At 68.0% G+C, this 21,299-nt stretch carries 14 protein-coding genes and 1 tRNA gene; 9 read left to right on the plus strand and 6 right to left on the minus strand.

Annotation, left to right across the window (positions count from 1 at the left end):
- Positions 1–104: 104 nt before the first annotated feature.
- Both NF4_RS39735 and NF4_RS02660 read left to right on the plus strand, forming a co-directional pair.
- Positions 105–542 (plus strand): hypothetical protein, encoded by a 438-nt coding sequence (locus tag NF4_RS39735; protein ID WP_157119897.1) that lies wholly within the window; start codon positions 105–107, stop codon positions 540–542.
- Positions 543–689: 147 nt separating this feature from the next.
- The gene (locus NF4_RS02660) at positions 690–1,301 is read left to right on the plus strand and encodes a histidine phosphatase family protein (protein WP_063125670.1); all 612 of its coding nucleotides are present in this window, start codon (positions 690–692) and stop codon (positions 1,299–1,301) included.
- Here the strand turns inward: NF4_RS02660 and NF4_RS02665 are convergent, their stop codons facing one another.
- The 3 genes from NF4_RS02665 to gltB form a co-directional block, all read right to left on the minus strand.
- On the minus strand, positions 1,302–2,201 hold the full coding sequence (locus tag NF4_RS02665) for a cutinase family protein (RefSeq protein ID WP_063125671.1): 900 nt from the start codon (positions 2,199–2,201) through the stop codon (positions 1,302–1,304).
- A 383-nt stretch (positions 2,202–2,584) separates the two neighbouring features.
- The gene (locus tag NF4_RS02670) at positions 2,585–4,054 is read right to left on the minus strand and encodes a glutamate synthase subunit beta (RefSeq protein WP_063125672.1); all 1,470 of its coding nucleotides are present in this window, start codon (positions 4,052–4,054) and stop codon (positions 2,585–2,587) included.
- Positions 4,055–4,110: 56 nt separating this feature from the next.
- Positions 4,111–8,763, minus strand: a complete 4,653-nt coding sequence (gltB, locus tag NF4_RS02675) for a glutamate synthase large subunit (RefSeq protein ID WP_063125673.1) — start codon at positions 8,761–8,763, stop codon at positions 4,111–4,113.
- A gap of 915 nt (positions 8,764–9,678) precedes the next feature.
- Here gltB and NF4_RS02680 point away from each other — a divergent pair.
- The 5 genes from NF4_RS02680 (at position 9,679) to NF4_RS02700 (ending at position 15,708) form a co-directional block, all read left to right on the plus strand.
- Positions 9,679–11,352, plus strand: coding sequence for a DUF4407 domain-containing protein (locus NF4_RS02680; RefSeq protein WP_232330280.1), 1,674 nt, complete (start codon positions 9,679–9,681; stop codon positions 11,350–11,352).
- A gap of 116 nt (positions 11,353–11,468) precedes the next feature.
- Positions 11,469–12,377, plus strand: coding sequence for a hypothetical protein (locus NF4_RS02685; protein WP_063125675.1), 909 nt, complete (start codon positions 11,469–11,471; stop codon positions 12,375–12,377).
- Positions 12,374–13,408: a DUF4129 domain-containing protein gene (locus NF4_RS02690; RefSeq protein ID WP_063125676.1), complete on the plus strand. Its 1,035-nt coding sequence runs from the start codon at positions 12,374–12,376 to the stop codon at positions 13,406–13,408. The genes NF4_RS02685 and NF4_RS02690 overlap by 4 nt, the downstream gene beginning before the upstream one ends.
- Positions 13,405–14,409: an AAA family ATPase gene (locus NF4_RS02695; protein ID WP_063125677.1), complete on the plus strand. Its 1,005-nt coding sequence runs from the start codon at positions 13,405–13,407 to the stop codon at positions 14,407–14,409. Before NF4_RS02690 ends, NF4_RS02695 begins: the two co-directional genes overlap by 4 nt.
- A gap of 3 nt (positions 14,410–14,412) precedes the next feature.
- The gene (locus tag NF4_RS02700) at positions 14,413–15,708 is read left to right on the plus strand and encodes a DUF58 domain-containing protein (protein ID WP_063125678.1); all 1,296 of its coding nucleotides are present in this window, start codon (positions 14,413–14,415) and stop codon (positions 15,706–15,708) included.
- A gap of 17 nt (positions 15,709–15,725) precedes the next feature.
- Here the strand turns inward: NF4_RS02700 and NF4_RS02705 are convergent, their stop codons facing one another.
- Positions 15,726–16,526 carry an RDD family protein gene (locus NF4_RS02705; protein ID WP_063125679.1) on the minus strand — a complete coding sequence of 267 codons (801 nt, stop codon included), beginning with the start codon at positions 16,524–16,526 and terminating at the stop codon, positions 15,726–15,728.
- A gap of 174 nt (positions 16,527–16,700) precedes the next feature.
- Between NF4_RS02705 and NF4_RS02710 the strand changes: the two genes are divergently transcribed.
- Positions 16,701–17,690, plus strand: coding sequence for a stage II sporulation protein M (locus NF4_RS02710; RefSeq protein ID WP_063125758.1), 990 nt, complete (start codon positions 16,701–16,703; stop codon positions 17,688–17,690).
- 839 nt (positions 17,691–18,529) lie between these two features.
- Here NF4_RS02710 and NF4_RS02715 read toward each other — a convergent pair.
- Positions 18,530–19,297, minus strand: a complete 768-nt coding sequence (locus NF4_RS02715; RefSeq protein ID WP_063125680.1) for an SDR family NAD(P)-dependent oxidoreductase — start codon at positions 19,295–19,297, stop codon at positions 18,530–18,532.
- Positions 19,298–19,513: 216 nt separating this feature from the next.
- A tRNA-Leu gene (locus NF4_RS02720) sits at positions 19,514–19,596 on the minus strand.
- A 249-nt stretch (positions 19,597–19,845) separates the two neighbouring features.
- Here NF4_RS02720 and NF4_RS02725 point away from each other — a divergent pair.
- The gene (locus tag NF4_RS02725; protein ID WP_063125681.1) at positions 19,846–21,204 is read left to right on the plus strand and encodes an FHA domain-containing protein; all 1,359 of its coding nucleotides are present in this window, start codon (positions 19,846–19,848) and stop codon (positions 21,202–21,204) included.
- Positions 21,205–21,299: the final 95 nt, after the last annotated feature.

Below are 21,299 nucleotides of genomic sequence, written 5' to 3' on the forward strand. Positions count from 1 at the left end.
CCGTACTGGTCGGATGGAATGTTTTCGTCCCCGCCGCTCGGGGAAGTACGGTGTAGTGACTTCGGCCCCGGGAGGAGGGGCCTTCCTTCGGAACGGGGTTCGATTTGAGTTATGTGGACCTGCTCACCCACGCCGGCCAGGTGGACTATTCGGCTTGGGCCGATACCGACACGCTGGCGTCCGCGGTCGAGCTGAGCGCCCGCAAGAGGAGCAAGGGCAAGGGCGGCGGCTTCGGCCTGATCGGCCTGATCTGCTGTGTGGTCGTGGTGGTGATCATCGTCGTCGTCATCCTGCTGGCCCGTAAGAAGAAGAACGACAACAACTCCTCGGGCCAGTTCCCCCAGCCCGGCCAGCCCCCGCAGGGTTACCCCCAGCAGGGCGGCTATCCGCAGCAGGGCGGTTACCCGCAGGGCGGCTATCCCCAGCAGGGTGGTTACCCCTCCCAAGGTGGCTACCCGCAGCAGGGCGGCTACCCGTCCGACCCGAACTACCCCAATCCCCCGCAGGGCGGCCAGCCGCCGTACCCGCCCACCGGGCAATAGGCTCCCCCAGTACACAGGGGCCGGTTCGCCGTGATCACGGCGAACCGGCCCCTGTGCTTTTCGAGACAACCCGGGATTTCCTCGATCGGCCGACCGGCTCCGCGACCTCGCTGCCGACCCACCGGGCCGATGCGGCAGAGTGGACGCGTGCAATTGATACTCGTTCGCCATGGCCAGCCGCTCCGGGTCGACAATGCCGGGCAGGCAGCCGACCCCGGCCTGGCGCCCATCGGCGTGGAGCAGGCCGAACGGGTACCGGCCGCCCTGGAACACCATCGCATCGTCCGGGTGATCAGCAGCCCGCAACGCCGGGCCCGCGAAACCGCCGCGCCCACGGCCGCGAAGCTGGGCCTGGACGTGGACATCATGGACGACCTGGCCGAATACGATCGCGACCTGCCGTCCTATATTCCGATCGAGGACGCCAAGGTGGAGTTCCGGGACGCCTACGACCGGATCAAGGCCGGGCACCTACCGGTGCAGATCGATGCCGATGCCTTCCGGCACCGGGTGCACGACGCGATCACCGAGATCGCCTCCACCACCCCCGCCGCCGATACCGTGGTGGTGTTTGCGCACGGCGGCGTCATCAATGTCACCCTGCAGGACATTCTCGGTCTGGCCCGGCCGCTGACCTTCCCGATCGATTACTGCTCGATCACCCGGATCCTGTTCTCCCGGACCGGTCGCCGCACCGCGGCGACCGTGAACGAGAACGGACACGTCTGGGAATTGCTTCCCCGCAATATCTCCGGCTGATCAGGCCATTCCGGCGATCCAGTTGTGCATCCAGGACAGCGCGGTCTGGCCCCCACCGACCTTGTAGCTGCCGTAGGCGACATGCGACTCGGAACGGTAGAAGGTGTCGAGATCCTTGACGCGCTGCTCGTTGGCGCCGCGGGTCAGCTGGGCCTGCAGCGTGGGCAGACCGCCCTTGGTGATCAGATCGCTCACGATGGCGCCGACTTCCAGCTGGTATCGCCAGATATTGGCCGGGTTGGCGTCGGAACTCTGGGCGAGGAAACCGGCGAACCGGGTGACGAAATCGTCCGACGCGGTGGCGCAGTAGAGATCGTCGGGGATGCACACCGTGCGGGTACGGTCGCTGACCCAGCCGAACCCACCGACCCGGGGGCCGCCGGCACCGGCGCCCGGCGCGGGCGGACCGACCTGGATATCACCGGGCGCCCGCCGCGGATCGGAGATCAGCCCGACGCCCGCGATACTCTCCGGCCGGATCGGGCCGAGACCCGTACCGATCTCGGCGGCGAGATCACCGGCGGCGTCGGCACCTTGGCTGTAACCGACCAGCGCGACCTTGGTGGCGCCGCAGCGCTGGAGCATATTCGTGATCATGCCGCGCGCATTGGACACGGCCTCGTTCTTGGAGTCGGCATAGATATCGCCTTCCCACGGAAAAGCGGTTGCCGCGTAGGTGACGTAGTCGACCTTCGCCGAGGACGGTAGGCCGCTGGTCACCCGGGCGAGCATGCCCGGCGTGGGGCGCTTGTCGTGGCCGGTTTCCCAGGTCCCGGGAATCGCTACCACGTACAGACTCGGGCATCCGGGGTCGGCCGAAGCCGATGATCCCCCGAAAACCAATCCCGACGCAACCGCCGCACAGGCACCCAGCGCCGCGGCAACCCTTTTGAACTGCATTCTGCTCCAGTCAACCCTGGCCCCTGATCGGGACGCTCCCGTTAAGCCATCGCCAAGATGCTGAACCCGGCCGATGACACCGATGTGTGTAACAGGTGAACAACAACCACGCGTCACAATTACACGATCGGATCACGATCTCGTACCGGGACACACCGCAGATAACAATAGAGCGACGATCTTGGTATCGCCAGCCCAACCCGGGCTGACCACCGGAGACGAGCGATCGACCGCAGTTCACCGGAAATGCTGCGTGTCGGATTCGGCCCCCGCCCGAAATACGTCGGCGCGGTGTCCCCGGAAAAACCGGGAACACCGCGCCGCGGCGTATTCATTTGTGCCGCAGCATCTCCGGCTCAGCGGTTCGGACCGCCGTGCCGAGATCAGCGCTGGGCGACGGCAGTCGGCGGAATCGGCGCGGGCAACGCCGTCTCGCCCTCCAGGTACCGGTCCACCGCGGACGCGGCGGCCCGGCCCTCGGCGATGGCCCAGACGATCAAGGACTGACCGCGGCCCATATCGCCGGCCACGAAGACGCCGGGGATATTGGTGGCCCAGTTCTTGTCCCGCTGGACATTGCCGCGCTGGTCGTAGCCGACCCCGAGATCGGTCAGCAGACCCGGCTTGTCGGGGCCGACGAAGCCCATGGCGAGCAGCACCAGATCGGCTTCGAGGGTGAAATCGGTGCCCTCGACCTTCTCGAACCGGCCGTTGACCATCTTGACCTCGTGCGCATCGAGCCCGGTGACCTTGCCGTCCGCGCCGACGAAACGCTCGGTGTTCACCGAGAACACCCGCTCGCCGCCTTCTTCGTGCGCCGAGGACACCCGGTACATGAGCGGGTAGGTCGGCCACGGAGTGGAGCCGGCCCGCTCCTCCGGGGGCCGCGGCATGATCTCGAACTGGTGCACGCTGGCCGCGCCCTGCCGGTGCGAGGTGCCCAGGCAGTCGGCGCCGGTATCACCACCGCCGATGATGACGACCTTCTTACCGTGCGCGTGGATCGGCGGCAGACCTTTGTCGTCGGTCACCGGGTCGCCGTGCTGGACCCGGTTGGCCCACGGCAGGAATTCCATGGCCTGGTGGATCCCGTCGAGTTCCCGGCCCGGGATGGGCAGGTCACGCGCCTGGGTGGCGCCACCGGCGAGGACCACCGCGTCGAACCGCTCACGCAGTTCGTCGGCGGTGATATCGACACCGACGTTGACGCCGGGCTTGAAGATGGTGCCCTCGGCCTCCATCTGCGCCAGCCGACGATCGATGAACCGCTTCTCCATCTTGAATTCCGGGATGCCGTACCGCATCAGACCGCCGATACGGTCCGCCCGCTCGAACACGGTCACGGTGTGACCGGCGCGAGTGAGCTGCTGTGCGGCGGCCAGACCCGCGGGGCCGGACCCCACGACCGCGACCTTCTTACCGGTGAGCCGGGTCGGGTAGACCGGTGCAACCCAACCCTCGTCGAAGGCGTTCTCGATGATCTCGACCTCGACCTGCTTGATGGTCACCGGGTCCTGGTTGATCCCGAGCACGCAGGACGCCTCGCACGGCGCCGGGCACAGCCGCCCGGTGAACTCCGGGAAGTTGTTGGTCGCGTGCAGCCGGTCGATACCCTCGCGCCAGCGGTCGGAGTAGACCAGGTCGTTCCATTCGGGGATCAGGTTCCCCAGCGGGCAGCCGTTGTGACAGAAGGGGATACCGCAGTCCATACAGCGGCTGGCCTGCCGCTGCAGGGTCTGGTGCGGGAAACCCTCCTGGTAGACCTCTTTCCAGTCCATCAGCCGCAAGGGCACCGGACGGCGTTCGGGTAGCTCCCGGGACGTGTGCTTCAGAAATCCTTGGGTGTCACCCACGAGCGGCCCCCGAATAGTCACGGCGCCTCGTCGACGCCACCTGCGAATTTTTCTTACTAGCCACGAGCGGCCTCCATGATCGCCTCGTCGACGTCCTTACCGCTCTTCTCGGCCTCGGAGATGGCGAGCAGCACCTTCTTGTACTCGCGCGGCATGACCTTTACAAAGTGGTTGACCTGCTGCGACCAATCGCCCAGGATCCGTTCGGCCACCGCCGAACCGGTCTGCTCGCGGTGCTGGCCGATGATGTCGCGCAGCCAGGTGAAATCGTCACCGGACAGCGGTTCGACGGCCTCGGCCTGTTCCGGGTTGAGCCGGCCGGCGAAGGTGCCGTCGGGGTCGTAGACGAACGCCAGTCCGCCGGACATACCGGCGCCGAAGTTGCGTCCGGTATCGCCCAGGATGACGACCCGCCCGCCCGTCATGTACTCACAGGCGTGGTCACCGACGCCCTCGACCACCGCGGTGGCACCGGAGTTGCGCACGGCGAAGCGTTCGCCGACCACGCCGCCGATGAACGCCCGGCCGCTGGTCGCGCCGAACAGGATCACGTTGCCGGCGATGATGTTCTCCTCGGCCCGGAAATCGGCCGGAGCGTTGGGCGCCGGGCGGACCACCAGGTGACCACCTGAAAGACCCTTGCCGACATAGTCGTTCGCATCGCCCTGCACCCGCAGGGTGATACCGGCGGGGACGAACGCACCGAAGCTGTTACCGGCGGAGCCGGTGAGGGTGATGTCGATGGTGTCGTCGGGCAGGCCGGCGCCACCGTAGAGCTTGGTCACCTCGTGGCCGAGCATGGTGCCGACCGTGCGGTTCACGTTCGTGATCTTGGTATCGATCCGGACCGGTTTGCCGAACTCGAGCGCGTCGCGGCTCTGCGCGATCAGCTCGTTGTCCAGGGCCTTGTCCAGGCCGTGGTCCTGTTCCTTGGTTTGGCGGCGGTCCTGGAACATGAACGCCGTCTCGACATCGTCGAGGATGGGCGACAGATCCAGTTTGCTCGCCTTCCAATGCCGCTTGGCCTTGGCGGTGTCGAGCAGATCGACCCGGCCGATGGCCTCGTCCAGGGTGCGGAAACCCAGTTCCGCCAGCAATTCCCGGACTTCCTCGGCGATGTACATGAAGAAGTTCACGACGAACTCGGCCTTACCGGTGAACCGCTCGCGCAGCACCGGGTTCTGGGTGGCCACACCCACCGGGCAGGTGTCCAGATGGCAGACCCGCATCATGATGCAGCCCGAGACCACCAGCGGCGCGGTCGCGAAACCGTACTCCTCGGCGCCCAGCAGGGCAGCGATCATCACATCGCGACCGGTCTTCATCTGACCGTCGACCTGCACCACGATCCGGTCGCGCAGACCGTTGAGCAGCAGGGTCTGCTGGGTTTCGGCCAGGCCGAGCTCCCAGGGACCGCCGGCGTGCTTGAGCGAGGTCAGCGGGGAGGCGCCGGTCCCGCCGTCGTGGCCGGAGATGAGCACCACATCGGCGTGTGCCTTGGACACACCCGCCGCGACCGTGCCGACACCGGGCTCGGCCACCAGCTTCACGTGGATCCGCGCTTGCGGATTCGCGTTCTTCAGGTCGTGGATCAGCTGGGCCAGATCCTCGATGGAGTAGATGTCGTGATGCGGCGGCGGCGAGATCAGGCCGACACCCGGGGTGGAGTGGCGGACCTCGGCGACCCACGGGTACACCTTGTGCGCGGGCAGCTGGCCGCCCTCGCCCGGCTTGGCGCCCTGGGCCATCTTGATCTGGATATCGGTGCAGTTCGTCAGGTAGTGCGCGGTCACGCCGAAGCGGCCCGAGGCCACCTGTTTGATCGCGCTGCGCCGCCAGTCGCCGTTGTCCTCCGGTTCGAACCGGGCCGGCGATTCGCCGCCCTCACCGGAGTTGGAACGGCCGCCGAGGCGGTTCATCGCGATGGCCAGGGTCTCGTGCGCTTCGGCCGAGATGGAGCCGTAGCTCATGGCGCCGGTGGAGAAACGCTTCACGATCTCACTGGCGGGCTCGACCTCCTCGATCGGAATCGGGGAGCGCGCGCCCTTCTTGAACTGGAACAGACCGCGCAACGAGGCCAGCCGCTCGGACTGGTCGTCGACCAGCTTGGTGTACTCCTTGAAGATCGAGTACTGACCGCTGCGGGTGGCGTGCTGCAGTTTGAAGACGGTGTCCGGGTTGAAGAGGTGGTATTCACCCTCGCGCCGCCACTGGTACTCACCGCCCACCTCGAGCTCGCGGTGCGCGCGCTCGTTGCGGTTCTCCAGGAAGGCGACGGCGTGCCGGGTCGCCACATCGGTGGCGATCTCGTCCAGACCGATTCCGTCCAGGTGCGAGCGCAGACCGGTGAAGTACTCGTCCACCAGTTCCTGCGACAGACCGATCACCTGGAACAGCTGCGCGCCGTTGTAGGAGGCGACAGTGGAGATGCCCATCTTGGACATCACCTTCAGTACGCCCTTGCTGGCTGCCTTGTTGTAGTTCGCGACGGCCTTGCGGTAATCGGCGGGCAGGTCCCCGGTGCTGCCGGGGATCTCCAGGGCGCCGCGCTCGAGCATGTCCTCGATCGACTCGAAGGCCATGTAGGGGTTGATCGCCGCGGCACCGAAACCGACCAGCGTCGCCATATGGTGCACCTCGCGGGCGTCACCGGCCTCGACCACCAGGCCGACCATGGTGCGGGTGCGTTCCCGGACCAGATGGTGGTGCACCGACGCGGTGAGCAGCAGCGACGGAATCGGCGCGAGCTTCTCGTTGGATTCCCGGTCGGACAGCACGATGATCCGGGCGCCACCGTCGATGGCGGCCGAGACCTGGGTGTTGATCGCATTCAGCGCCCGGCGCAGGCCCTCGCCACCGGCCGCGACCTCGTACAGGCCGCGTACGACGACCGAGCGCAGCCCGGGGTGGCTGCCGTCGTCGTTGATATGGACCAGCTTCGCCAGTTCATCGTTGTCGATGATCGGCTGCTGGATCACGATCTGCCGGCAGGATTCCGGGCTCGGGTGCAGCAGATCGGACTCCGGGCCGATATGGCGGCGCAGGCTGGTGACGACCTCTTCGCGGATGGCATCCAACGGCGGGTTGGTGACCTGCGCGAACTGCTGGGAGAAGTAGTCGAACAGCAGCCGCGGACGCGCCGACAGTACCGCGATCGGAGTGTCGGTACCCATCGAACCCAGCGCTTCGGCGCCGGTCCTGGCCATCGGCGTGATCAGCAGGTTCAGTTCCTCGGTGGTGTACCCGAAGATCTGCTGGCGGATCAGCACGCGATCGTGCGACATGTGGATATGCGGCCGGTCCGGGAGGTCGGACAGGTGCTTGATGCCCTCGTCGAGCCATTCCCGGTAGGGGTGTTCGGCGGCCAGCTGCGCCTTGATCTCGTCGTCACCGACGATCCGCCCCTGGGCGGTGTCCACCAGGAACATGCGGCCGGGCTGCAGGCGGACCTTGCGGACGACCTTGGACTGGTCGATATCGAGGACACCGACCTCGGAGGCCATGACCACCAGACCGTCGTCGGTGACCCAGACCCGGCTCGGACGCAGACCGTTGCGGTCCAGGACGGCGCCGATGACGGTGCCGTCGGTGAAGCACACCGACGCGGGGCCATCCCACGGCTCCATCAGCATCGAGTGGTACTCGTAGAACGCCCGGCGCTCCGGGTCCATGTTCTCGTTGCGCTCCCAGGCCTCGGGAATCATCATCAGCACCGCGTGCGGCAGGCTGCGGCCGCCGAGGTGCAGCAGTTCCAGGACCTCGTCGAAGCGAGCGGTATCACTGGCCCCCGGGGTACAGACGGGGAAGATCTTGTCCAGCCGGTTCTTGCCGGCCGAATCCTTGCCGAAGATGTCCGAACGCAGCAGCGCCTCACGCGCCCGCATCCAGTTCTCGTTACCGGCGACGGTGTTGATCTCACCGTTGTGCGCCACCCGGCGGAACGGGTGGGCCAGCGGCCAGGACGGGAAAGTGTTGGTGGAGAAGCGGGAGTGCACGATGCCCAGGGCGCTCTCCACCCGGTCGTCCTGCAGGTCCAGGTAGAAGGCCCGCAGCTGCGGGGTGGTGAACATGCCCTTGTAGACGAAGGTCTGGCCGGACAGGCTCGGGAAGTACACCGACTCCTTGCCCACCGCGCCCTCGCCGGCACCCGCGCGACCGAGTTCGTGCTCGACCCGCTTGCGTACCACGTAGGCGCGCCGTTCGAGATCCATCCCGGACAGCGGGTCGGCCGAATCGGCGGGCGAACCGATGAACAGTTGCCGGAACAGCGGCATGGCATCACGTGACAGTGCACCGAGGGACGATTCGTCGATCGGTACCTCACGCCAGCCCAGGACCGTCAGGCCCTCTTCCTTGACGATCTTCTCCACGCCGTAACAGGCGCGCGCGGCCTCGCGGCGGGCCTGTGGCAGGAAGGCGATACCGGTGGCGTAGGAGCCCTCCGGCGGCAGGTCGAAGTCGACGACTGCCCGGAAGAACCGGTCGGGTACCTGGATGAGGATGCCCGCGCCGTCGCCGGAGTTCGGCTCGGCGCCCGCGGCACCGCGGTGCTCCAGATTCAACAGGGCCGTAATAGCCTTGTCGACGATGTCACGGCTGCGGCGACCGTGCATATCACCGACGAAGGCGACACCGCAGGCGTCGTGTTCGTTCGCCGGGTCGTAGAGCCCGATGGGTCCGGGGGACCTGTGGCCAGGTAGTTGCGTCATGCCTCTGCCTTCGAGAAAGTCGACCTCGACGTGGTGCGGCCTTTGCGAGAACGCCCTGTCGAACGCCGGTACTGTCGAACGCTCCCTGCTTGGACTGCGTTCGTACGTTGGCCGACACCAGCCGCGCTGATGGTGTTCGGCGTGCAGTCACGTCTGAAGTTTTTCCACCTGTCGCTGTGCGCAGGTACCCGCCGGTAACGAAACGCTTACGCGTCCGGAACCCGGGAGCGGGATTTCGCCCGCTAGGCTGGCCTGATCGGTGGTCGCCCGAGCATGCCCTTCGGCCGGACATGGGTATGTGCGGCGTAAGAGCAAACGATAAGCCAGGTCCGGGACCCAACCAACCAAGGTTGCCCTAATAATCGGATCTAGCTGGGCTTCTTCATTCGTTCCTCCACATATGCGCGTTTTCTAGTGTAAAGCAGCTTTCGGGGGTGAATCGATCCCGGATCGGCCCTCCGAACAGCGGCGATCCATCGGTTCCGAGTCTTTCCCGACGCCGCGCCGCATCCGCCGAACCCGCGCTCACCTGCATCGAAGATGATTTCCCGACAGCGGCGGACGGCAAACCCATCAGCCTGCGGCTAACTGTTGCGCACCGCGGTGAGATGTTCGTGACAGCGTCGTGACAAGCGCAAAACAGGATCCGACCGTTCGGCCTGTTTTGCCGATCGGCGCCCACAGCACATGATCAGCAAACCACCCGCCGAGTGGTTTACGACACATTTTTCCGCGCCGCTCACGCATCGCTTCCGTTGCGCGAGCGCGGGTTTCGGCAGCGCCGGAAGTACGGCCCGGACGCGGCTCGCGGATCGGTCACCGTATGCTGCGCGACACCCCTGTGAAGATCCCCACACCCGATCGTCAAGGGTCGATGGACAGGCGTGTGTCCTGTCACGCTGAGACAACGAATCGATGGCAGCTGCAGAGGATATGGGCCCCATGAGCGTCACCGGCATGTTCATCCGGCTCGGCGGCGGGCAGCCCGCCGAAACCGCCGAGGGATACGAGCGCACGGGCTACACCGTCACCGGAGCGGGGGTGGCGCTGTTCGCCCTCGTCGCCGGCGCGGTCACCGCCTCCGCCATGAGTGCCGCCGATCAACCACCTGCCGCGGTCGCCGCCATCGCCCTGGTGGCCGGCGTCCTCGCGGGTCTACTCGGCCGGGCACTGGCCGGGGCCCAGCCCACCGCCCGCCCCGATCTGCCCGCCGGGACCGTCAATATTCCGGCGGTCGCCGCGCGGGTCGGTACTGCGCTGCTGGCCGGCGTGGTGGTCGCCGAGATGGCGGTGACCGTACTGTTCGGCGGCACCGTGGACCGGATACTCGACGAGCGGGCCGCGACCGCGGCCGCCTCGGCCCCCGCCGTCCGTACCGCCCAGGACGAGCTGGACCGTGCGGTCGCCGATCGCACCGCGCTGGACGGGACCATCGCGGCGGCCGCCGCGGATATCGACAATGCCCTGATCATCGCCCGGTGCGAGTTCAACCCCACCCCGCAGTGCCCACAGACCAAGATCACCGGGGTACCGGGTCGAGGACCGGAGGCGCAGACCGCCAACGCGATGCTCGACGACGCCCGCACCGCGCTGAGCACCGCGCAGAACCGGGTGGTCCCGCTGGACCAGCGCGTATCCGATGCCCGCCGGGCCCTGCACAACGCGCAGGCGGTGGCCGCCGAGGGTGACCGCGGGTTCGGTGCGCGGTGGTCGGCGGCACACGAATACACCGTCGGTGAGCTGGGCGCGCTGGGACTCCGCGCGCTGACCTGGGCGCTTTTCGGGCTGCTGGCGCTGCTACCGCTGATCCTGCGCTGGTGGCGCGGTGAGACCGCGCAAGAGCGGCGCCGGGCCGCCGACACCGTACGCGACCGCGCCGAACGCGCCGCCGACGCGGCAATCGCCGAGAAGGCGGCCCGGGTCCGGGCCGATACCGCCGCCGTCCGGCTCGAGCAGCAGCTCACCGCGGCCGAACTGGTGGCCGAGGCCGATACCACCATCGACCGGGAACGCCAGCGCACCCGGGTGATCGCCGCGCTCGGTGGGTTGGAGATCGGCGTCACCGAACGCGACCCCGACTCCGCCGTCCCGGCAGTGGCCCCGAACAACGCGTTGCCGCCGGGAAGTGATGGGTCGGACCTGCCCGTACCGCTGGGCAAGGAGGTCGCGCTCCGGCAGCCGGCGGGTCTGGAACTGCCGATCATCGGCACCGTCCCGTTCACCGATACCGCCGCCCGCTGGATCCGCCCGCTGCTCCCGGGTTTCGTCAGCTCGGCCATCGACACCGCCGTCGATACCGCGAGCCGGCCGCTGCGCACCGCTCGCCAGGTGCTCACCGAGGCCGAGGAGATCACCTTCACCCTGCGCCGGGCACGAAAGGTCACTGTGGACAGCGGGATCGAGGATTCGCGCACCGTCGGTGACCGTTCGGCCGGCCGCCGCGGCGACGCGGTGGGCGCCGATATCACCCTGGGCGCGGATGCCATCGTCTCCGCCACGACCCATCTCGAGCCGGCGACCACCGCCATGTTGCCCGCGGGTGGCGAACGACAGACCGCCGCGCCTCGCGAACTGCCCCCGGGCAGCTGACCACCACGCGGCCCGCATGCTCGCCCTCGCGCCGCGACCCACCGCACCGGCAGGCATATCGCCGCCTTCGCTGCGGACCGGCGCGGACAGCACCGGTGCCGATTAGACTCGGCCGCGTGCAGCCTGCCGCTGATACGGCCGGTTCCGTCGGGGCGGGAATACATCCGGAAGGCCGAGCCCAGGTAGCGACGGTTCCGATCCGTCCGCTGAGTTTCCGGGAACTGCTCGACGCGCCGTTCGCGCTGCTGCAGGCCGATATCCGGACGCTGGCGGGTTGTGCGGCGGTGCTGCTGGTGGCCGGAGAACTCGTAGTGGCCGGGTCGATCGGGCTGGTCTCGCATCTGACCGACGGCTCCGATACGGGGACCGCCCTCGCCGCGCTGTTCGCGACACTCGGTAGCGCCTGGGTCCTCCGGCTGGTCCTGCGCGGTGTCACGGTCGCCACCGGCCTGGCCCGGGCCGGCCGGCGGCCGATCGGACTGCGGGAAAGTCTGCGCCGCACCACCGGGAGGCTGGGCCCACTGCTGCTCACCCAGCTCTCGTTCACCGCGATCGGGATCGCGGTCCTCGGTATCAGCGCCGTGCTCTTCCCGTTCACGTTCCTCGGCGGCCTGCTCTGGTTCGTGGTCGCCTACCCCTGCTGCCTGCTCTGGCTGGCATGGCTGCGCGCGCGTCATCTCGCGGCCGTGCCGGTGCTGTTCGCCGAGGGCGTCGGCGCCGGGGCGGCGCTGTCCCGGTCGGGCGCACTGGTCGCGAACCTGCGTGCCCGGCGAACCGGTCTCTGGATCTGCCAGCGCCTGCTGTTCACACTGCTCATGGCACCGTTGCTGGGCCTCCTACTCTTCGTCGGTGATATCTCGGGCACCCACCGGTGGGCGTTCCTGGTACTGGCCACCGGCGCCGGCCTGCTGCTGGCGGCCTTCACCGAGATCGTGGAGTCCAGCGCCCGGGTGGTCGGTTATCTGGATCTGCGTTGCCGGCGCGAAGGCGCCGATATCCGGATCCCCGACGGAGGTAGCCGGTGACCGAGCCGTCCCGGACCGTTCCGGAGCCACCCCGGCTGGATGCCGCCGCGGTCCATTCGGCCGCCGCCGAACACGCGGCCGCCCGCGGTGACTTCGACACCGCGCTACGCGAACGTTTCCGCGCGGTGCTGCGCGGGCTGGAACAGCGCGGCCTGCTCGAGGTGCGCCGATCGCGCACAGCCCGCGAAACCTCACACGAAGCGGCGGCGAGCCTGCCCGCCGGGGACTCCGGTGAACTCCCGTCCGCCGCGAGATCGTTCGACGAGGTCGTCTACGGCGGCCGCCGGGCGGATGAAGAGGAATACCGACGCCTGACGCAGGCCGACCGGTTCTCCGCGGCGGCGCCGCCCCCGGCGGCCGAACCGTTCGATATCGAACCGGCCCGCCGCGGGTCGCGGTGGCGACCAGGTTCCGGGAAGTGGCCCACGATACTGCGCGACCCCCGGTTCTGGGCCTGGTCGGCCGCGCTGGTCGTGCTTCTGCTGGTGCTGTACGCGGTACTGCAGGGCTGCTCCGGGCCCAGCGCGCCGCGCGCCCCGGACGCGCCGCCGATCGACCCGCCCCCGATGGACCCGCCGAGCGGCGACTACGACCCCGACCTGCCCCGGCCGACCGGCGACGATTCCCTTTTCGAGCGAATCCCCGACCGGCTGGCCTTCGGCGGACTGCAGTTCCTGATCGCCGCTGCTCTGCTGGTGTGGTGGCGGGCGCGACGCCGGGGCACGGTGGTGGGTGAACCGCGGCCGGTGGAGGTCGCGGCCGATGAACTGCTGGCCGGACAGGCGGGGCTCTACCGCCGATCCGGTGATCACGCGCATATCGCGGGTGTGTTGCGCGCCGCGACCGTGCGCAGATTACGCCGCGCTCTGGGTACCGGGACCTCCCCGGAAGAACTGACGGCGGCGGTCGCCGCGCGGATCGGCGCCGACCCGGCCGTCGTCGGGTCGGCCCTGTACGGGCCGGTGCCCGACGCATCGGCCCTGGAACTCGTTGCCGCGCAACTCGAATGGATCGAAGCGGAGGTCGGATGACCAGCATTGACACCAGTAAGGCCGGCACGGGAGGCGCCACGGCCCCCACCCCCGCCGAGGCGGCCGCCGCCTTCGCGGCGCTGCGCGTCGAGATCGGCAAGGCAGTGGTGGGTAACGACAACGCCGTCATGTATCTGGTGCTGGCGTTGCTGTGCCGCGGCCACGTACTGCTGGAAGGGGTCCCCGGTGTGGCGAAGACCCTGCTGGTCCGTGCCCTGGCCACCGCCCTCGACCTACGGCACGCCCGGGTCCAGTTCACCCCGGACCTGATGCCGGCCGATGTCACCGGATCACAGATCTACGATCCGCATTCGGCCGAATTCACCTTCCGCGACGGTCCGGTGTTCACCAATTTGCTGCTGGCCGACGAGATCAACCGCACCCCACCGAAAACCCAGTCGGCGCTGCTGGAATCCATGGAGGAGCGCCAGGTGTCGGTCGACGGCGCGCCCCGGCCGCTGCCGGACCCCTTCGTCGTGGTCGCCACCCAGAATCCCATCGAGCAGGAGGGCACCTATCCGCTGCCCGAGGCCCAACTGGACCGGTTCCTGTTCAAGGTCGATATCCATCTCCCCGACCGGGACGACGAGTTCCGCGTATTGCAGCGGCACGCAGACGGTTTCGACCCCCGCGATCTCACCGCGGCCGGGTTACGGCCGGTGGCCGGGCCGGCGCATATCGCCGCCGCCCGCTCCGCGATCGCCGGGATCACGGTCCGCCCGGAGGTTCTCGCCTATATCGTCGATCTGTGCCGCGCCACCCGGAGCGCGGCGGCGGTCCAGCACGGCGCGTCCACCCGCGGCGCCACCGCGCTCATGTCCGCGGCCCGGGCGCTGGCCTGGCTGAACGGACGGGGATTCGTCACGCCCGACGATGTGAAAACCGTTGCCGTGGCGGCCCTGCGACACCGCCTGCAACTGCGTCCCGAGGCCGAGCTGGATGGAGTCACCGGCGAACAGGTGATGGCTTCGCTGCTGCTGTCGATCCCGGTCCCGGTGTAGCCCGTGGTCGTCACCGGCCGGCTGGTCGCCGTCGCTGCCGTCGCGGCACCGGCGGTCATGCTGTCGGCTCCGTCCTGGGCCGCGGTCCTGGTGGCCAGTGCGCTGATTTTCGCGCTCGCCGTGACCGACCGCCTGCTGGCCGCACGGAGCGCGGAGGTGATGCTGCACCGGCCCGAGTTGTCGGTGCTGCGTCTGGGCGCGCACACGGAGGTCGAGCTGACGCTGACCAATACCGGAGCCCGGACAGTGCGGGGACTGCTCTGGGACGACTGGCCCGACAGTGCCCACGCCACCGAGCGCGAACACCGGATCACCGTCCCCCCGTCCGGCCGGATCCGGCTGCGTACCACCCTCGCTCCCACCCAGCGCGGCGATCGCGCCGCCGGCCCGGTGACGCTGCGCCTGTGGGGGCCGCTGGGTCTGGCCGGACATCAATTCCACCGCGATGTCCCGGCCCGGGTCCGCGCCCTGCCCCCGTTCCGCAGCGAACGGCTCCTCGCCGCCAAGGTGAAACGGCTGCACCATCTGGAAGGCCGCAGTCTTGCCGATGTACGCGGCCAGGGCACCGAGTTCGACTCCTTCCGCGAATACGTACCGGGGGACGATGTCCGCACCATCGACTGGCGCGCCACCGCGCGAGCCACCGATGTACTCGTCCGCACCTGGCGCCCGGAGCGCAATCGGCAGGTGCTCATGCTCCTCGACACCGGCCGGATCAGCGCGGGCCGGGTAGGTGCGGGCACCCGCCTGGATACGGCGATCGAGGCGGCCCTGCTGCTGGGCGGCCTGGCCGCGGCCGGTGGCGATATGGTCGGCCTCCTCGCCTACGACCGGGCGGTGCGCGCCGAGGTGCCCACCGGTGTCGGCCGCGGCATCCAGCCCAAACTCATGCACGCCCTGGCCGGTGTCACCCCCGCGCTGGTCGACACCGATACCGACGGGCTGGTCCGGGCCGCTGTCCAGCGGGCTCGGCGGCGCAGCCTGATCGTCTGGTTCACCAGCCTGGACGGCGCGGCGGTCACCGAGAACCTGCTTCCGGTGCTGCCCGTCCTGGCCGAGCGACATCGGGTACTGATCGTGTCGGTCACCGATCCCGATATCGCCGCCGCGGCAGCCGACCGCGGCAGCCTGCCGGCGTTGTACCGGGTTGCCGCCGCCGAATCGCGGATCGCCGAGCACGCGGTACTTCAGGAATCGCTGCGCCGAATGGGGATCGCGGTGGTCGCCGCGGCCGGGGCCGATCTGCCCGCGGCCCTGGCCGACGAGTACCTGGAACTCAAACGATCCGGCGCTCTCTGACCCCGTGGCCGGCGACCTCAGGGCACGGGAGCGAACGACACCGGCGGCAAGGCGAACACCGCCGGGGGCGGGGGCGCCGGGAGCGCACGACGCTGACGTTCGGCGATCACGCTGCCGAGGATTTGCACCGGCGGATACCCGGCCGGCGGTGTGACCCGCAGCCGAGCGCACACCGCATGAACGAGTGCGTATCCGAGTTCGTGCTGCGCCGCCGGGGTCAGCGAGCCGATCCGGGTCAGGTATTGCCGCACGGCCAGGGCCAGCTCCTCGGGCAGCGCCGCGAGATCCAATTCGGCCGACCAGCCGCTCAGCCATACCGGTGGAACGGCCAGCGCGGGCACCGACAGTCGCTGCCGCATATGCACCACCACGGTGCCCGCGAGCACATCCCCCACCCGGCGCGCGTGCGGTGAGCACATGGAGCTCACCACGGCGATGACGCCGAAGAGCCCGAGCATCCAGAAATCCACGATCGCGCCGGTGAGGCCGCGGGTCAGGGCGTGCCGGAAATCGATCGGACCGCCGTCGGCGCGCACCACCCGCAGCCCGAGCGCGCGTTTTCCCGGGGTGGCGCCGCGCAACAGCGTCTCGAACACGACCGGATACCCGACGAGCACGGTGACCAGCGAAACCAGTGTCAGGGTCGTGAACCACGGGTCGGCGTCGTCGCCGCGGACGAGCAGCAGCACGCCGGTGAACAACACGATCGCGAGCACGGCCTGCAGAAGAAGGTCGACTACGAACGCCGCCGCACGGGTCGGGACGCGAGCGACCGGCAGTTCGATCGCCACGGCTTCGCCCGTCGTGAATTCGGCCATATCGCATAGCATTCTTCCACGGCGGCCGGTTTCCGGCCCCGCGTCGGTGACACGGGGGTACGGCCGTCGCCATCGGTTCGCCGAGTCCGGGCAATCGCTGCCGTTGTGCGCAGTCCGCGGCGGGTGGCCGGCGCGGACACGACGGCGGTACAGGCGGGAGCGAGAGGCGAGCCCATGGACGTGGACGCATACAGCGCGAGGAACCGGCACCTGTGGGCCCGGCTGGACACGCTGTCGCGCAAACGCACCCTCACCGGGCCGGAAACCGACGAACTGGTGCTGCTGTACCGGCGCACCTCGCAGCAGTTGGCCCGGTTGCAGACGCACAGTCCCGAACCGGAACTGGTGGCCGGACTCAGCGCGGTGATCGCCCGGGCCCGCGGCCGGATCGTCGGCAGCGCACCGAACACCTGGACCGAGATCGTCCGGTTCGTGACGCACGGTTTCCCCGGCGCGGTGTATCGGGCACTGGGCTGGTGGCTGGCCGTCGCAGTGGTCTTCCTGGGTGTGTCGGCGGGGTTCGCGACCTGGATCGCGAACGATCCGTCGGCCCGGAAGACGCTGGGCCTGCAGGGCAACACCGGCGTGCTGACCGCTCCCGGTGGCACTTTCGAGACCTACTACACCGAGCATTCCAACGACGCGTTCGCCGCATTGGTCTGGACCAACAATGCGTGGGTATCGGCGCTGGCCCTCTTTCTGGGCGTACTCATCGTGCCCGTGCTCTACCTTCTGTTCATGAATGCCCTGAATATCGGCATTACCGCGGGCTTGATGGCCGAGGCCGGCCGGCTGGACTCGTTCTTCGGATTCCTGCTACCGCACGGAATGCTGGAGCTGACAGCCATTTTCATCGCGGGCGGAGCGGGGCTGAAACTCGGCTGGACGCTGATCGATCCGGGCCGCCTCGGCCGGGCCGAAGCGGTCGCCCGGCAGGGTCGCGTCACCGCCGCCATAGCGCTCGGATTGGTGCCGACCTTGCTGGTAGCGGGCCTGCTGGAGGGATTCGTGACGCCGAGCGCCTTGCCCACGCCGGCCCGGATCGCCATCGGATTCGCCGCCGAGGCAGCCTTCCTCGCCTACATCTTCATCGCCGGTAGCCGTGCCGACCGGCCCGCCGAGACGGCGGTGGCAGAAGTAGCGGTAGCGCAACTTTCGCGGTAACGGGTAGACAACCTCGAGCACACAGCAATCAACCATGTTTTGTGAGGTCGCAGCAACGCGAACCGAATGACCTGCGTGGATTCCCCCGATTGAATTCCGCTGGCCGCAGCGAGTCGCCGCTCTAGCTGCGGCCAGCGTTACCGTTGACTCTACACAATCGTTATCCGTACGCAACCCGCTGCGGCTGAGGTCACAGGTATGCGTCGCAGTTCGGCAAACATCCAGAAACCCCCGCCTCGACCCTTGTTCAGCTAACTTCCAGCAGGCCGCGCCGGACTTACAGCGGTGCTTTCATTTGCAAGTACATTTGGTTTTTACTGGTCACAGACATATCCGTAACCATGGTTACGGATAACGAGAAACCGGTTCGCCGCAGGGTTCGCCAGAACGGCCGTTAACTCGGCCGTTCCCACCTCGACCTGCGCGTTCGCGCGCCGTTAACACGGTTGCCGAACAGGCGACACGAACGAAAAATACCTAGAGTTTGTTTAGCCGGGGCAAACCCGCCACAACCCCCGTACAGCGACCCGGTAAACACCTCGCGGTAGTTAACCAAGGCGGTTCCAGGGCGTGAACTGGGTCACCGGAGCCGCCGACTGAGGCAACCCTCAGCAGCGCCGCCGCAATCGAAAAGTTCTTGTGTGATCTCGGTCTCATTCAGGCATACCGGGAGTACGGCGCGCTGTTCGCGCCGGAGCCGGCAACCGCAGTCGTCCGCCGCGGCGGGCCGGAACACTCGCCCGGGACAGCCCCATCCGGGACCCCGGAAAAAGAAAAAGGCCGCAGCGGCGATCGCGACTCGCGCGAGCACCGTGGCGGCCTCGGAACACCGGGAGAGATCACATGAGCGCGCCGCCATCGACCCGGATCTCGGTGCCGGTGATGTAGCGGCCGTCATCGGATCCCACCATCGCCACGACGCCGGCGATATCCTCCGGGGTCCCCAGCGCACCACCGTTCAGCCAACCGGTCAGCCGGGCGAACAGGGTCCAGTCCGCATCCTCCGGCTGTTCGGTGATGGATTCGGTGGTGATCCCGCTCATGATTCCGGCCGGGACGATATTGACCGCCCGCAGTCCCTGCTTCGCGTACTCCAGACCGATCGCGTGGGTGAAAGAGGCCACGCCACCCTTGGAGGCGGCGTAGGCGGCCAGATAGGGGGCCGACTGGAAGGCCGACGTCGACGACAGATTGATCACCACGCCCCGGCCGGATTCCAGCAGGGGCGGCAGCAGCGCCTGGGTCACCAGGAACGTGCCCGTGAGATTGACGGTGATGACCCGGTTCCACTCGTCGAGCGGCATCTCATGCGTACGGGCCGGCTTCAGAATGCCCGCGCAGTTGACGAGCACATCCAATCCGCCCAGGGTTTCCAGCGCCGTCTCGGCGGCCGCCCGCACCGACTCGATATCCGCGATATTCACCACCACGGTGCTGAGCCGGTCGGCCACATCGCCGGCCTTCTCCACCGTGGCTGCCAAACCGGGCTCGTTGATATCGGCGGCGACGAGCCGGGCTCCTTCGTCCAGCAGTCGCAGGGCCACGCCCTGGCCGATCCCCGATCCCGCACCTGTCACCAGCACTCGACGGCCTTCATATCTCCGCATGGCATGAATTAGAACAGGTTCGAATCGTGAGTCAACGGGTTCTACGGATTTTCCGGCATGTTTCTGAAACACGTTCTAGGTGATCGTCGAGCCACGACGGACCGAGCATGACCAACGCCACACACCGGATTTCGCAGACCATGGTGCCGGAGGAGGACGCACTCGACGGCAAAGGAAGAAGCCGTGGACCCCGGAGGATCCACGGCTTCTTCTCAGTGGGCGAAGGGGGACTTGAACCCCCACGTCCCGAAGGACACTGGCACCTGAAGCCAGCGCGTCTGCCATTCCGCCACTCGCCCGAGCGACGGTCAGACACTAGCACGGAGATGTCCGGGAGACGAAATCACGTGGTCACGGGCTTTTCGAACCCGCCGCTGACCAGGGCTCGGAGCACGAAGACCGCCGGGAAGGGAACTCCGGCACGGTTCCGGTAGTTACAGGTACAGCGGAACGTGGATATCATGCAGAGAACGTGCTCGTAGAACGACACGCCGTATCCGCGTGTCGTCGTAAAGAATGAGGAGAGACTCACCGAAGGGAGGGCCCGGATGGGGATCGTCTCGCGTTTCGAGCGTCGCCTACAGGGCGCCGTCGGTGACGTCTTCGCCAGAGTCTTCGGCGGGAACGTCGTTCCCCAAGAGGTCGAGGCAGCGCTGCAGCGTGAGGCCGCCGACAACGTCCGAGATGTCGGTGGTGGGCATCTGCTCGCACCCAACAGCTACGTGATCACCATCAACTCGTCGGACCACCGGCAGCTCGACGCCGATCACGACCTCACAACCCGTGCTTTCGCCAAACATCTGCAGGATTACATCCGTGAGCAAGGCTGGCAGACCTACGGCGAAGTACACGTGGCGTTCGAGGCATCCCCTACGCTGCACACCGGAATGTTCAGGACGAGCGGTCGCGTCGACCCCGACGCCGGCCGCGGAGCCGCACCGGCTCACCGCCCCGAACCGCTACAACGACCCGCTAACCCGCAACCAGGAGCTGGCCCCATGACGCAGAACTCTGGCTACGACCCGAGCCGTGAGCACGCGGAGTCCGATCCACGTAATCGCGGGTACGCTCCCGGACCCGCGGGACGCGGGCCGCAGAACGGCGCGTACCCCGAGGACTACGGTCCCGGCGCGGCCTACAACGGCGGCCCGGACTATCAGAACGGCTACGACTACCAGCAGGGTGGCGCCGCCTACGACCAGCAGGCCTACGGCGCCCAGCAGGGCGGCTACGACCAGGGCTACGGTCAGCCGGGCTATGCCCAGCCCGGCTACGACCAGGGATACGACCAGCAGGCCTACGGCCAGCAGCCCGGCTACGACCAGGGCGGCTACCAGGGCCAGCCCGGCTACGACCAGGGTTATCAGGGCCAGCAGGGTGGTTACGACCAGGGCTACGACCAGCAGGGTTATGCACAGCAGGGTGGTTACGACCAGCAGGGCTATGCCCAGCCCGGCTACGACCAGGGTTACGACCAGCAGGCCTACGGCCAGCAGCCCGGCTACGACCAGGGCTACGACCAGCAGGCCTACGGCCAGCCGCAGGGCCAGGGCTATCCCCCGCAGGCCCAGCAGGCCGGTTACGGCGCACCGGGCGGATACGCGCCGGCAGCCGGGCCCGGTTTCTCCGCGACCCTCGCGCTCGATGACGGCAGCGGCCGGACCTACCAGCTACGGGAAGGCAGCAACATCATCGGCCGCGGGCAGGACGCGCACTTCCGTCTCCCCGACACCGGTGTCTCACGGCGCCATATCGAGGTTCGCTGGGACGGCCAGACCGCAATGTTGTCCGATCTCGGTTCGACCAACGGCACCCTGGTGAACGGGTCTCCCGTGCAGGACTGGCAACTCGCCGACGGCGATGTCATCCGTGCCGGGCACTCCGAGATCCTCATCCGTATTGTCTGATGCCGTAGGCTCGCCGTGCGGATCACGAGGCGGCTCTCGCATAATGGGGCGGCCTAATCGTGATCGGTATCGTCCGACGGCCCTATGATGTGCCA

Source organism: Nocardia fusca NBRC 14340 (assembly GCF_001618425.1).
Classification (GTDB): Bacteria; Actinomycetota; Actinomycetes; order Mycobacteriales; family Mycobacteriaceae; genus Nocardia; species Nocardia fusca.

Coding starts and splice junctions, on each gene's coding strand:
- NF4_RS02665 (WP_063125671.1), bottom strand. CDS start 2,201: ATGCAGTTCAAAAGGGTTGCCGCGGCGCTGGGTGCCTGTGCGGCGGTT.
- gltB (WP_063125673.1), bottom strand. CDS start 8,763: ATGACGCAACTACCTGGCCACAGGTCCCCCGGACCCATCGGGCTCTAC.
- NF4_RS02680 (WP_232330280.1), top strand. CDS start 9,679: ATGGCAGCTGCAGAGGATATGGGCCCCATGAGCGTCACCGGCATGTTC.
- NF4_RS02695 (WP_063125677.1), top strand. CDS start 13,405: ATGACCAGCATTGACACCAGTAAGGCCGGCACGGGAGGCGCCACGGCC.
- NF4_RS02705 (WP_063125679.1), bottom strand. CDS start 16,526: ATGGCCGAATTCACGACGGGCGAAGCCGTGGCGATCGAACTGCCGGTC.
- NF4_RS02710 (WP_063125758.1), top strand. CDS start 16,701: ATGGACGTGGACGCATACAGCGCGAGGAACCGGCACCTGTGGGCCCGG.
- NF4_RS02715 (WP_063125680.1), bottom strand. CDS start 19,297: ATGCGGAGATATGAAGGCCGTCGAGTGCTGGTGACAGGTGCGGGATCG.
- NF4_RS02725 (WP_063125681.1), top strand. CDS start 19,846: ATGGGGATCGTCTCGCGTTTCGAGCGTCGCCTACAGGGCGCCGTCGGT.